8 protein-coding genes, 1 tRNA gene and 2 pseudogenes are annotated in these 12,829 nt (G+C 65.9%); 6 read left to right on the top strand and 5 right to left on the bottom strand.

From position 1 onward, the window contains the following. Window positions 1-125: 125 nt before the first annotated feature. From CDO46_RS28565 to CDO46_RS02495, 3 genes and pseudogenes are all read left to right on the top strand, one after another. A pseudogene (locus tag CDO46_RS28565) lies at window positions 126-251 on the top strand (LysR family transcriptional regulator); the annotation flags it as partial. 50 nt (window positions 252-301) lie between these two features. Next, window positions 302-1,857, top strand: a protein-coding gene (locus CDO46_RS02500) for an IS3 family transposase (protein WP_254914545.1) whose coding sequence is annotated in 2 segments (ribosomal slippage) — window positions 302-758 and window positions 758-1,857 — 1,557 coding nt in all. Because the reading frame shifts where the segments join, the coding sequence is not laid out codon by codon here. Between the two features lie 288 nt (window positions 1,858-2,145). After that, window positions 2,146-3,106 (top strand): annotated as a pseudogene (locus CDO46_RS02495) (Dyp-type peroxidase). A 37-nt stretch (window positions 3,107-3,143) separates the two neighbouring features. Here the strand turns inward: CDO46_RS02495 and CDO46_RS02490 are convergent. From CDO46_RS02490 to alr, 5 genes are all read right to left on the bottom strand, one after another. Continuing rightward, window positions 3,144-5,078 carry an integrase arm-type DNA-binding domain-containing protein gene (locus tag CDO46_RS02490; protein ID WP_012112377.1) on the bottom strand — a complete coding sequence of 645 codons (1,935 nt, stop codon included), beginning with the start codon at window positions 5,076-5,078 and terminating at the stop codon, window positions 3,144-3,146. Between the two features lie 225 nt (window positions 5,079-5,303). After that, window positions 5,304-5,379, bottom strand: a tRNA-Gly gene (locus tag CDO46_RS02485). Window positions 5,380-5,524: 145 nt separating this feature from the next. Then, entirely contained in the window at window positions 5,525-8,116 is a 2,592-nt protein-coding gene (clpB, locus tag CDO46_RS02480) for an ATP-dependent chaperone ClpB (protein WP_087836992.1), read from the bottom strand. A gap of 119 nt (window positions 8,117-8,235) precedes the next feature. Continuing rightward, the gene (gene radA / locus CDO46_RS02475) at window positions 8,236-9,603 is read right to left on the bottom strand and encodes a DNA repair protein RadA (RefSeq protein ID WP_087836991.1); all 1,368 of its coding nucleotides are present in this window, start codon (window positions 9,601-9,603) and stop codon (window positions 8,236-8,238) included. Window positions 9,604-9,605: 2 nt separating this feature from the next. Further along, on the bottom strand, window positions 9,606-10,709 hold the full coding sequence (gene alr / locus CDO46_RS02470) for an alanine racemase (RefSeq protein WP_087836990.1): 1,104 nt from the start codon (window positions 10,707-10,709) through the stop codon (window positions 9,606-9,608). Between the two features lie 141 nt (window positions 10,710-10,850). Between alr and hpnC the strand changes: the two genes are divergently transcribed. From hpnC to CDO46_RS28775, 3 genes are all read left to right on the top strand, one after another. After that, on the top strand, window positions 10,851-11,717 hold the full coding sequence (gene hpnC / locus CDO46_RS02465) for a squalene synthase HpnC (protein WP_087836989.1): 867 nt from the start codon (window positions 10,851-10,853) through the stop codon (window positions 11,715-11,717). Beyond that, complete coding sequence (hpnD, locus tag CDO46_RS02460) at window positions 11,707-12,570, top strand: presqualene diphosphate synthase HpnD (RefSeq protein WP_087836988.1); 864 nt, start codon at window positions 11,707-11,709, stop codon at window positions 12,568-12,570. The genes hpnC and hpnD overlap by 11 nt, the downstream gene beginning before the upstream one ends. After that, window positions 12,516-12,829: FAD-dependent oxidoreductase (locus CDO46_RS28775; protein WP_369597217.1), on the top strand; the 314-nt coding region annotated here is incomplete at its 3' end. The genes hpnD and CDO46_RS28775, both read left to right, overlap by 55 nt.

Raw genomic sequence — 12,829 nt, 5'->3', positions numbered from 1 at the left:
TTGGCCGATCAGACCCCCGATGAGGCATACTTCGCGATGCTGCCTGCGATTAAAACGGCAGCATGATGTGCCCGGAGCGTTCCACTTAAAATCTCAAAATACTGTCCAAACAACCGGAGCCACCTCTCTCTGCGCAATCGCGTATTGAGCGCGCCCATGCCTGGGGCATCACCATGCGGCCGCTTTCTGATGCTCCCTACGAGGTCGTGACACATCTGCAGCGGCCCAGGGAGCCCCCTCTGTCACAATAGATGTCCGCTCGTTTTTCGTTAACATTTGAGGGAGCGGACGGAGTGAAGAAGTGCCCAGCTATAGCGCAGAATTCAAAGAACAGACAGTCAGGAAATTGATGCCGCCGCACAATCGGACGGTGGCCAGCCTGAGTCGGGAGATTGGGGTCTCAGAGGCGACCCTGTACAACTGGAAGAAGCAGTTTCGTGCCAAAGGATATGTCGTGCCCAACAAGTCCACGATAGCCGATCAGTGGGATGCCAAGGCCAAGCTGGCGGCGGTCATTCAAACGGCGGCCATGAACGAGGCAGAGCGCTCGGAGTATTGCCGCAAGCACGGCTTGTATCCTGAACAAATCGAGGCATGGAAAGCTGCTTTCGAGGCATCCGACCCGGCAGAGTCCGCACCGTCGAGCAAATCGGACTTGGCGGCCGAGCGCAAGAAAAGCCGTGCGTTGGAAAAGGAGCTTCGCAGAAAGGAGAAAGCGCTGGCTGAAGCGGCGGCGCTGCTGAGCTTATCAAAAAAAGCCCAGGCCATCTGGGGCACGAACGAGGACGACTGATTCCTCTGGAGATGAAACAGATGGCCATTACCCTCATTGATGAAGCCGTCAATGCTGGCGCGCGTCAATCCAAAGCCTGCGCAGTGCTGGGGCTAACGTGCCGGACGTTGCGCCGTTGGCGCGCGGCCGACAGTCTGGTTGACCGACGCAAAGGGGCACCGCGCAAGCCTTGCCGCCATGCTCTCACCGCAGACGACAAGAAAGACATCCTGGCCGCTTGCAACAGCCCGGAATACCAGAGCCTGCCGCCCTCACAGATCGTGCCACGTCTGGCCGACAAGGGGCTTTACCTGGCCAGCGAATCGAGTTTTTACCGGGTCTTGCGTGAGCATGGGCAGGCAAACCGGCGCGGTCACGCCCAACCGCCCCGGGCGGTGCCTAAACCTCATGCCTGGGTGGCCTATGCGCCGCTGAAAACCTGGAGCTGGGACATCACGTTCTTGCCCACTGCCGTTCGTGGCCAGTTTTACCGCCTGTACATGGTGATGGATGTGTACAGCCGCCTGATTGTGGGCTGGGAAATCCATGAGGACGAACGCGCCGAACAGGCTGCCACGCTCATCACCAAGGCCTGCCTGCGCCACCGAGTGCGCCAAGATGCGCTGGTGCTACATGCCGATAATGGCTCGCCCATGAAAGGCGCCACCATGTTGGCGACATTGCAGCGTCTGGGCATCGTACCGTCGTTCAGTCGCCCGGCCGTCAGTAACGACAATCCCTATTCCGAGTCGTTGTTCAGGACACTGAAATACACACCGGCCTATCCAAAGAAGCCGTTTGCGTCGATCGAACAGGCCCGCCAGTGGGTGCTGCGCTTCGTGACCTGGTACAACACAGAGCACCGCCACAGCGGCATCAAGTTCGTGACACCCACGCAGCGCCATTATGGGCAGGAGCACGTCATTCTTGAGCGCCGCCGCCGCGTCTACGAAGCGGCAAAACAATCCATGCCTGAACGTTGGAAAGGCCGCCACACGCGGGATTGGAACCCAGTTGGCGAGGTGTGGTTAAACCCGCCGAAAGAACATGTCGCAGCACCTAAAGAATTGAGTCACGCGGCATGAGGAAAACGGACATCATTGTTGACAAACACCGGGAGCGAGCCAGCGCCATTTCTGAGCTGTTCGAGCGCAGGGCGATGCAGGTTGCCAAAGATAGCGCGGCCTACTCGAATACCCGATAGCTCACTCGCGCTGCGTGCTCTCCACTCAGATGCCGACGCCAGGCATCCGTAATCGGCGCGGGAATTCACTGCTTCCTGGTAATTGCAACGGCACGCGCTGTCAATGCGCCAGCATCGCGTTTTCATCTCTGGCAACATGACGAATTAAACCGGCCTTATGGAGATGCCAATGGTTGGAAGTAGTTGGGACCGAGTACCCATCGACTCGCAAAGCATCGATGCGCCACTGTCGCGCGCGGCGGTGTTTCTCACATTGACGGTCGCCGAGGGCCGAGAGTCCCTGCAGGCGGTCGCCGGCGTCCTGGACGGCCTGGACGACCTGATCAAGACGGTGGGCTTTCTTCGCGATCTCAACGGCCGGCTGTCGTGCATCACCCCCCTGGGATCGGCGCTGTGGGACCGTTTCCAGGCCGGAAGGCGCCCGAAAGAACTGCGTCCCTTCGCACCCATCAAGGGCGCGAAGCACACCGCGCCGGCCACGCCCGGCTCATATCCGGGCCGAGGGCGAGGACCTCTGCTTTGAATTCGAGCGCCTGCTGTTGGACCAATTGGGCAGCAGCGTGACGGTGGCCGACGAGGTGGCGTGCTTTCGCTATTTCGACTCCCGCGATCTCCTTGGCTTCGTCGATGGCACAGCCAATCCGACCGGGCACGAAATCGGCGCATCCACGCTGGTCGGCAGTGAGGATCAGGAATTCGCCGGCGGGAGCTACGTGGTGGTGCAGATGTATCTGCATCAAATGCAGCCGTGGGCTCGGCTTCCCGAGGACCAGCAAGAGCAGATCATCGGCCGGGAGATCGTCAGCAATATCGAATTGCCCGATGCGACGAGCGGCCAGAAGTCGCACAAGACCCTCGCCACGATCGTGGGTGCTGACGGTACCGAGCACGACATCCTGCGCGACAACATGCCCTTTGGCCGCCCCGGCCAAGGCGAATACGGCACCTACTTCATCGGCTACTCCAGGCATCTGTGCGTCACGCAGAAGATGCTGAAGCGCATGTTCCTCGGCGATCCGCCGGGCATGAACGACCGCCTGCTCGATTTCTCGACGGCGCACACTGGTGCCGTGTTCTTTGCGTCCGCCCCGCGCACGCTGAGCGAACTCGTGCAGGCTGTACAAGCGTAGCGCGGGGGCCGCAAGGCGCCCGCAAGGGCTGGTAGCCCTATGCGCCGTCCAGAACCACGGCGCTGTCCACCATTCGGCGAACGCTCTGCCGCACCTCCTCTGGGATAGGCCGCGGTGGGACTGTCTCTGGCGCATTCGCATGGAACTGGCCGCTTGCGATGACCTGGACCACCATGCCCAGATTGCTTGGCGTCACCAAATCGATGGCCGCGCGATCGCCCAGGTCCGGGTGTGGCCGGGTCAGCATGCGGTAAAGCTCCCACGAATCCGCTTGCGGACACTGGCGCATGAGCACCTGGGCCAGCTTGTGCTTGAGCGGCACCAGTTGCCAATCGGGAACTCGCTGGCCCCGGTTGCCCAAGCTGACGGATAGCAGTTTGCCGGCCTTCAACTCGCGGTTGATCTGGTCTTTGGACTTCCCGGCCAACTTGCCGAACAGGGGGACCGGCAGGCTGCTCGGCGATTCATAGATGGCCAGCATTTCCTCGCGCTCGCGCTGGATGGCAGATACTTCCGGTTCTGGCGCATGCGTCGGAGGCGGCGGCACCTGCGACAGCCGCTGGAACGTGATGCTCCCGTCGTTCGGCGTCACGACGATGGGAGCGGTCACCATCGACGGAACGGGTGCCGCAGAGGACGCTGCAACGATGGCGTCGGGCTTGTCCTCCTCTGCCATGGCCGGCACGCCCTCGATGTGAATGGTGAGGTGCGCGCTGGCCGCCTCCACCTGGCCCTGTTCGAGCAGGTCGAGGCGATCCGCCCAGTCCTGCATCATCCGGCGGCGCGGCTCAACGTACTTGGCATGGTTGTAAGCCGAACTCACCTTGTTCGGGTCGGAGTGCGAGAGCTGCGCGTCCACCCAAATCTTGGGGTAGCCGATCTCGTTGAGCGCCGTCGAAATCGTTCCCCGGATGCCGTGGCCGGTCAGTTGGTCCTCGTAGCCCATCCGCTTCAAGGCGGCATTGAGGGTGTTCTCGCTGATGCGCTTCTTGAGTTCGCTGCGGTGCGCCAGCAGGTGGCGCTGGGCCGGCCGTATCACCCCCAGAAGGTAGCTCACGATCTCGATGGCTTGAAGGGACAGCGGTACGATGTAGGGCGGCACATCCTGGGGGCGCTTGCCGGCCTTGCGCATCTCATCCTGAAGCTGCTTGACGATCTGGGGCGGAATGATCCAGAGGCCGCGGTCCAGGTCGAACTGATCCGGGGTCGCCAGCCGCAGCTCGCCGGTTCGCACCCCGGTCAGGAACAGCAGCCGGATGCCGAGCTGGGTCTGCCAGCCACGCGGGTTGTAGAGCCGGAGCTTCTGAAGGAATTCCGGCAGCTCGGGCAAATGCAAGTACGGGTTGTGGTTCACCGGAGGCTTGGGCTCCGCCACCACATCCAGGTCAGAAGCCGGATTGGCCTCCAGCCCCTCGACGATCACGAGGGCATAGCGGAACAACTGGCTCAACCAGGTGCGGACCTTTTCTGCCGTGGTGAAAGCCTTGCGTTCCTCGATTCTTGCCAGGACGCCCAGAAGCTGGGGCCGGCGAATGTCGTAGATCGACATCTTCCCGAGGGCGGGCAGCACGTCCTTGCCGAAAATCCGCAGGATCTGCGAGAGGGTGCTTTGACGGCCTTCCTTGAGTTCCTTGCGCCGATGCTCGACCCAGGCATCGAAGACCGCCTTGAACGTGTAGTCGGCCGCCAGCTTCACGGCATGGCGTTTCTGCTTGCGGTCGGTGTGAGGGTTGATGCCCCTAGCCAAGAGTGCGCGGGCTTCGTCGCGCAAGGTACGCGCTTCACGCAGGCCGATCTCGGGGTAGTTGCCCAGGGAGATGCGCTTTTGCTTGCCGAGCCAGTAGTAGCGCAGGTGCCACGATTTGCCGCCGGTAGGGGCGACCACCAGGCCGAGGCCATCGGTATCGGGGAGGCTGTAGGTTTTGTCAGCGGCCTTGGCTTGCCGCACAGTCAGATCAGAGAGTGCCATCATCGAAGCTCCTAAGTCTTGGACTTAGGCCCGATGCTGCTGGTCATCCCGATCCAACCCCAGCAACAAACCGGAACCGGCACCGCCCGCATTCTTTGGCCTTGTTTTTGGCCTCAAAAACGCTGGCTGTCGGTGGATTCCAGTGGCTTTTGCTGGAATGAAAAAAGGAGCCGAAGCTCCTCTTTTCAGCGACTTACAGACCCCAGTGGAAGTCTGTAGATCATAATTTGGAGCGGGAAACGAGTCTCGAACTCGCGACCTCAACCTTGGCAAGGTTGCGCTCTACCAACTGAGCTATTCCCGCATCTACGCTGCAATTTTGTGCAGCGAGAAAAGAACTATAGCAAATAAAAAATTATCGTGTCAAATCACCCCGGTACGACCGCTCGCCGCGAACCCTAAGAAAAACGCCGCACCGGCGATCCGGTGCGGCGCTCGAGGCAAGGCGATTACTGCAGGGTGCGGGTGAAGACGAAGCGTCCTTCGCTCCAGTCCACCGGCACCACGTCCTTCGGGCCGAACTTGCCCTCCAGGATCAGCTTGGCCACGGGGTTCTCGATCTCCTGCTGGATCGCGCGCTTCAACGGCCGCGCGCCGAACACGGGATCGAAGCCGGCACGCGCGATCTGGGCGATGGCCTCGTCCGAGACCTCCAGCCGCATGTCCATCTTCGCCAGCCGCTCGCCCAGGCGCTGCAACTGTACCCGCGCGATGGACTCGATGTGCTTGGCATCCAGCCCGTGGAACACCACGACCTCGTCGATCCGGTTCAGGAACTCCGGACGGAAGTGCTGCTTGATCTCGTCCCAGACCACGGCCTTGATGACGTCGTACTGCTGTCCGGCCATGGCCTGGATCTGTTGCGAGGCCAGGTTGGACGTCATGACGATGACCGTATTGCGGAAGTCGACCGTGCGCCCCTGCCCGTCGGTCAGCCGCCCGTCGTCCAGCACCTGCAGCAGCACGTTGAAGACGTCCGGGTGGGCCTTCTCGATCTCGTCGAGCAGGATCACGCTGTACGGCTTGCGCCGCACGGCCTCGGTCAGGTAGCCGCCCTCTTCATAGCCGACGTATCCCGGCGGCGCGCCGATCAGGCGGGCCACCGAGTGCTTCTCCATGAACTCGCTCATGTCGATGCGCACCATGTGGTCGTCGGCGTCGAACAGGAATCCGGCCAGCGCCTTGGTCAGCTCGGTCTTGCCCACGCCGGTCGGCCCCAGGAACAGGAACGAGCCGTAGGGCCGCTGCGGATCGGACAGGCCGGCGCGCGAACGGCGGATGGCGTCGGACACGAGACGCACGGCCTCGTCCTGGCCGATCACGCGCTCGTGCAGCTTCTCTTCCATGTGCAGCAGCTTGGCGCGTTCGCCCTGCAGCATCTTGGAGACGGGAATGCCCGTCGCGCGCGAGACGACCTCGGCGATTTCCTCGGCGCCGACTTCCGTGCGCAAGAGCTTGGGCTTGTCCGCCTCGATCGCCTTCTCGTTGCCCTCCGCGGACTTCAGGCGGGCCTCCAGCTCGGGCAGCTTGCCGTATTGCAATTCGGCCAGCTTGTCGAACTGGCCCTTGCGCTGCAGCTCGCTCATCTCGGCGCGCACTTTCTCGATCTCTTCCTTGATCGATTGGGCGCCCTGGACGGCGGCCTTCTCGGCCTTCCAGACTTCCTCGTAGTCGTTGTACTCGCGCTCGAGCTTGCCCAGCTCTTCCTCGAGCAGTTGCAGCCGGCGCTGCGAAGCCTCGTCGGTTTCCTTCTTGACCGCCTCGCGCTCGATCTTGAGCTGGATCATGCGGCGGTCGAGCTTGTCCATGACCTCCGGCTTGGAATCGATTTCCATGCGGATGCGCGCCGCCGCCTCGTCGATGAGGTCGATGGCCTTGTCCGGCAGGAAGCGATCGGTGATATAGCGATTGGACAGCTCGGCCGCGGCGACGATGGCCGGGTCGGTGATGTCCACGCCGTGGTGCAGCTCATAGCGCTCCTGCAAGCCCCGCAGGATGGCGATGGTGGCCTCCACCGAGGGCTCGCCCACCAGCACTTTCTGGAAGCGGCGTTCGAGCGCGGCGTCCTTCTCGATGTACTTGCGGTACTCGTCCAGCGTGGTCGCGCCTATGCAGTGCAGTTCGCCGCGCGCCAGCGCCGGCTTGAGCATGTTGCCGGCATCCATGGCGCCCTCGGCCTTGCCCGCGCCGACCATGGTGTGGAGCTCGTCGATGAAGACGATGTTCTTGCCCTCGTCCTGGGCAAGCTCCTTGAGCACGGCCTTCAGCCGTTCCTCGAACTCGCCGCGGAACTTGGCGCCCGCCAGGAGGCCCGCCATGTCGAGCGACAGCACCCGCTTGCCCTTCAGGGACTCGGGCACCTCGTCGTTGACGATGCGCTGGGCCAGGCCCTCGACGATGGCGGTCTTGCCCACGCCGGGCTCGCCGATCAGCACGGGGTTGTTCTTGGTGCGGCGCTGCAGGATCTGGATGGTGCGGCGGATCTCGTCGTCGCGGCCGATGACGGGGTCGAGCTTGCCCTGGCGGGCCCGCTCGGTCAGGTCCAGGGTGTATTTCTTCAGGGACTCGCGATTGCTTTCGCCTTCCTGCGAATCGACCGGCGCGCCGCCGCGCACGGCGTCGATGGCGGTCTCGAGCGCCTTGCGCTGCAGCCCGGCCTCGCGCAGCAGGCGGCCGGCCTCGCCCTTGTCGTCGGCCAGGGCCAGCAGGAAGAGCTCGCTGGCGATATAGGTGTCGCCGCGGTTGGCCGCTTCCTTGTCGACCTTGTTGAACAGGGACTGGAGATCGCGGCTGATCTGGATGTTGGCATCGCTGCCCTGAACCTGCGACAGGCGGCCGATGGCGGCATTGACCTCGGGGGTCAGCTTGCTGACGGCCACGCCCGCGCGCGCCAGCAGGCTGCCCGCGCCGCTTTCGGCATCGGCCAGCAGCGCCGCCAGGACGTGCAGGGGTTCTATGTAGGGGTTGTCGTTGCGCGCAGCCAGGCTCTGCGCGTCTGCCAGGGCCTGCTGGAACTTGGTGGTGAGTCGGTCGATTCGCATTGTTTTCACGCCAATAAGTGGGGGCCGCGGGCCCGGATACTCTGGATGTGAGGTCGATTCGAACGGTTTCAATCCCCCTACATTGCGCAGGGGGATAGAAGGTTATACCACCCCGAAGACTACCCCCGCAGCCGGTCCAGCGCCTCGTCCAGCCTGTCCACTGCCCAGACCTCCATGCCCTCGATGGGCTGGCGCGGGGCGTTGGCCTTGGGAATCAGCGCCACGCTGAAGCCGAGCTTGGCCGCTTCGCGCAGGCGTTCCTGGCCGCGCGGCGCGGGCCGGATCTCGCCGGCCAGGCCCACTTCCCCGAAGGCCACCAGGCCGCGCGGCAGGGGCCGGTTGCGCATGGAGGACACGATGGCCAGCAGCACCGGCAGGTCCGCCGCGGGTTCGGTGATGCGAACGCCGCCCACGGCATTGACGAAGACGTCCTGGTCGAAGGCCGCGGTGCCGGCGTGCCGGTGCAGCACCGCCAGCAGCATGGCCAGCCGGTTGCCTTCCAACCCGACCGACAGGCGGCGCGGATTGGGCGCATTGGCCGAATCCACCAGCGCCTGGATCTCGACCAGCAGCGGACGGCTGCCCTCCTGCGTGACCATGACGCACGAGCCGGACACCTGCTGCTGGTGCTGGGACAGGAACAGCGCCGACGGGTTGGCGACCCCCTTCAGCCCGCGGTCGGTCATGGCGAAGACGCCCAGTTCGTTGACCGCGCCGAAACGGTTCTTGAACGCGCGCACCAGCCGGAAGGACGAATGGGTGTCGCCTTCGAAGTACAGCACGGTGTCGACGATGTGCTCGAGCACCCTGGGCCCCGCCAGCGCGCCTTCCTTGGTGACGTGGCCGATCATGACGATGGTCACGCCGGTCTGCTTGGCCGTGCGGGTGAGCTGGGCCGCGCACTCGCGCACCTGGGCCACCGAGCCCGGCGCCGAGCTGAGCTGCTCGGAATACAGGGTCTGGATGGAGTCGATCACGGCGACTTCCGGCGCGGTTTCGGCCAGCGCCGCCTGGATGGCTTCCAGGCGTATCTCGGCCAGCAGGTCGACGTTGCCCGTATCCAGGCCCAGCCGGCGCGCCCGCAGCGCGACCTGGTCGCCGGACTCCTCGCCCGTCACGTACAGGACCCGGCGGCTGGCCGACAACGCCGCCAGCGCCTGCAGCAGCAGCGTCGACTTGCCTATGCCCGGATCGCCGCCGATCAGCACCACCGCGCCGGCCACCATGCCGCCGCCCAGCACGCGGTCGAATTCGTCGATGCCGGTGGGAAAGCGCGGCATTTCGCGCGCCTCGATATCGGCCAGCTTGCGCACCGGCGTGCTGGCCGCCAGCGGCGCGTAGCGGTGGCCGGCCGCGGCGCCGGCGCTGGCCGCCGCCACGGTTTCCTCCAGCGTGTTCCAGCCGCCGCAATGGGGGCACTTACCCTGCCATTTGGGCGCGGTGCCGCCGCACTCGGTGCAGACATAGACGGTCTTGGCCTTGGCCATGGTCACTCCTCGAAATGCATGGGCACGCGCGGGGCGACCGCGCACAGCAGCTCGTAGCCGATGGTGCCGGCGGCCGTCGCCACGTCGTCCACCGACAGGCCCTCGTCGCCCCACAGCGTGACCGGCGCGCCGGCCTGGGCCCGCGGCACGGGACCGAGGTCGACCGCCAGCATGTCCATGGAGACGCGTCCCAGCAGCCGGGTGCGCACTCCGTCGACGACCACCGGCGTACCGGTGGGCGCATGGCGCGGATAGCCGTCGGCATAGCCGCACGCCACCACGCCCACGCGCATCGGTCCCTCGGCCCGGTACATGCCGCCGTAGCCGACGGCGTCGCCGGCCCGCAGTTCCTGGGTGCCGATGAGCCGCGACTTCAGCGCCATGGCCGGCACGAGCCCCAGCGACTCGGCGCTTTCGTCGGCGAAAGGCGTCGCGCCGTAGAGCGCGATGCCGGGCCGCGCCCAGTCGCCCGCCACCTCCGGGTAGCGCAGGCTGGCGGCGGAATTGCAGAGGCTGACCGGTCCGGGCAGCCCCGCGGTCGCCCGGCGGAACACCTCCAGCTGGGCCCCGATGCCCTCTGCCGTATCGGCGGTGGAGAAATGGGTCATGTGGCCGACCTGGCCCAGCCGGCCCTCGGCCTGCAAGGCCGCGAGTCCGGCATGCGCGCCGGCGTAGGCGTCCGGGCTGAAGCCCAGGCGGTTCATGCCGCTGTTGAGCTTGAGGAAGACGTCCACGGCACGCGGCAGCCGGGCCTGCCGCAGCAGCGCCAGCTGGTCCGCATGATGCACCGCCGTGGTCAGGCCGTACCGGCCGACCGCGTCCAGGTCGGCGGCCTCGAAGATGCCTTCCAGGAGCAGGATGGGCCCGGTCCATCCTGCTTCGCGGCAGCGCACGGCCTCGGACAGGTCCAGCATGGCCAGGCCGTCGGCCCGCGCGAATCCGGCCACCGCGCGTTCGATGCCATGCCCATAGGCATTGGCTTTGATGACGGCCCAGATCCTGGCCCTGCCGCCATCGGGACGGGCGGCATCGAGCCGGCGGCGGACGACATCCAGGTTGTGGGAAAACGCGTGGCGTGAAACGGTGGCGAAGATGGGACGGGGCATGGCGCAAAAGAGGACCGGCGCGGCGCGCCGGGATGGCAAAAGGAAAGTGTAGCCCTTGAGCGCCGGCCGCGCAGGACATCCCTGTCCACACCGTCGTCGCGGCGAACCGGTATCATCGGCGCCGGATTCCCAGGTCTAGCCATGTCCGCCGGTCACTACGAAAACTTCCCCGTCGCTTCGCTGCTGCTGCCCCCGCGCCTGCGGACGGCGGTGCTGGATATCTACCGCTACGCGCGCGCCGCCGACGACATCGCCGACGAGGGAGACGCATCCGACCGGGAACGCCTGGCCGCGCTGGCGCGCTTCGGCGCCGGGCTGGACTGGATCGGGGAAGGCGCACGGGCGCAACCGCCCGCCCCCGAGCTGGCCGCCATCTTCGTCCCGCTGGCCTCCACCGTCGCCCGGCATCGCCTGCCGCTCGTCCCCTTCCGCCGCCTGCTGTCGGCATTCGCCCAGGACGTGACCGTCAAGCGCTACGAGGACTTCGCGGCCCTGCGCGACTATTGCCATCGCTCGGCCGACCCCGTAGGCGAGTTGATGCTGCACCTGTACGAGGCCGCCACGCCGCGCAACCTGGCCTGGTCGGACGCGATCTGCACCGGGCTGCAGCTGACCAACTTCTGGCAGGACGTGGCCGTGGACTGGGGCAAGCACCGGGTCTATATTCCCCGGGAGGACCTGGCACGCCACGGCGTGGCCGAGGCCGACATCGCGGCGGGCCGATGCTCGCCGGCGTGGCGCGCGCTGATGGCGTTCGAGGTCGACCGGGCACGGGCGCTGTTACACTCCGGAGCGCCGCTGGCGCGGGCCCTGCCGGGCCGCATCGGCTGGGAACTGCGCCTGGTCGTCCAAGGCGGGCTGCGCATCCTGGAACGCATCGAAGCCGGCGGGTACGACGTCTTCCGGGCCCGGCCGGTACTGAAGAAAACCGAGTGGCTGAAGCTTGCCTGGCGCGCGCTGCGCATGCCCCAAGCGACGCCCGCACCCCCTCCCCATCATGACGCCTGACCAGTACTGCCAGGAGAAGGCCGCGCAGAGCGGCTCCAGTTTCTACTACAGCTTCCTGTTCCTGCCACCCGAGCGCCGGCGCGCCATCACCGCGCTGTACGCGCTGTGCCGCCAATTGGACGACACGGTGGACGAAGCCAGCGACGCCTCGGTGGCCCGCCTGAAGCTGGCCTGGTGGCGGACCGAGATCGAACGTCTGTTCGACGGCAAGCCCGAGCATCCCGTCACCCGTGCCCTCGCCCCCCACCTGGTCGCCTGCGGCATCACCCGGGACCGCCTGCTGGAGATCGTGGACGGCATGGAGATGGACCTGGACCAGACGCGCTACCTGGACTACCCCGCGCTGCAACGCTACTGCCGCCGGGCGGCCGGCGTCGTCGGCGAACTGTCGGCGGGCATCTTCGGCTACGCCGATGCGCGGACGCTGGACTACGCCGACCGCCTGGGGCTGGCGTTCCAGCTCACCAACATCATCCGCGACGTCGGCGACGACGCCCGCAAGGGCCGCATCTACCTGCCGGTCAACGAATTGCAGCAGTTCGACGTCAAGGCGGCCGACATCCTGAACGGCCGTTATTCGGGCAATTTCTCGGCCCTGATGCGCTTCCAGTGCGAGCGGGCGCGGCGTGCCTATCGCGAGGCGCTGGCGCTGCTGCCGCCCGAGGACCGGCGGCCCCAGCGCCCGGGCCTGATGATGGCCGCCATCTACCACGCGCTGCTGGACGAGATCGAACGGTCCGGCTACCAGGTCCTGCACCAGCGCATTTCGCTGACGCCGCTGCGCAAGTTCTGGCTGGCGTGGAAGACCTACGTGACCGGTGGCCGGGCCCTGTGGCGCCAGATCGGAAGCTGAGCGGCCCGCGCCGCGCGGCGGTGGTCGGCGCCGGATGGGCGGGCCTGGCGGCCGCGCACGTCCTGGCCGGCCGCGGCTACGCGGTCACGGTGTACGAGGCGGCCCGCGAGGTAGGCGGCCGCGCGCGCACCGTCGCCGCCCGTCCCGGCGGCCCCGCCCCGCAAAGAACCCCAGGCAGCGCCCCCGGCGCCGCAGCCTCCCGGCGAAACCCTGTCCGCCTCGGGGCAGCCCGCCGGCAAGAAAGGACCCTGTCTTCTGA

It is taken from the genome of Pigmentiphaga sp. NML030171 (assembly GCF_002188635.1).
Lineage (GTDB): Bacteria > Pseudomonadota > Gammaproteobacteria > Burkholderiales > Burkholderiaceae_B > Pigmentiphaga > Pigmentiphaga daeguensis.
Note: the sequence above shows the minus strand (reverse complement) of the source record. Positions and strands in the feature narration are given on the sequence as shown.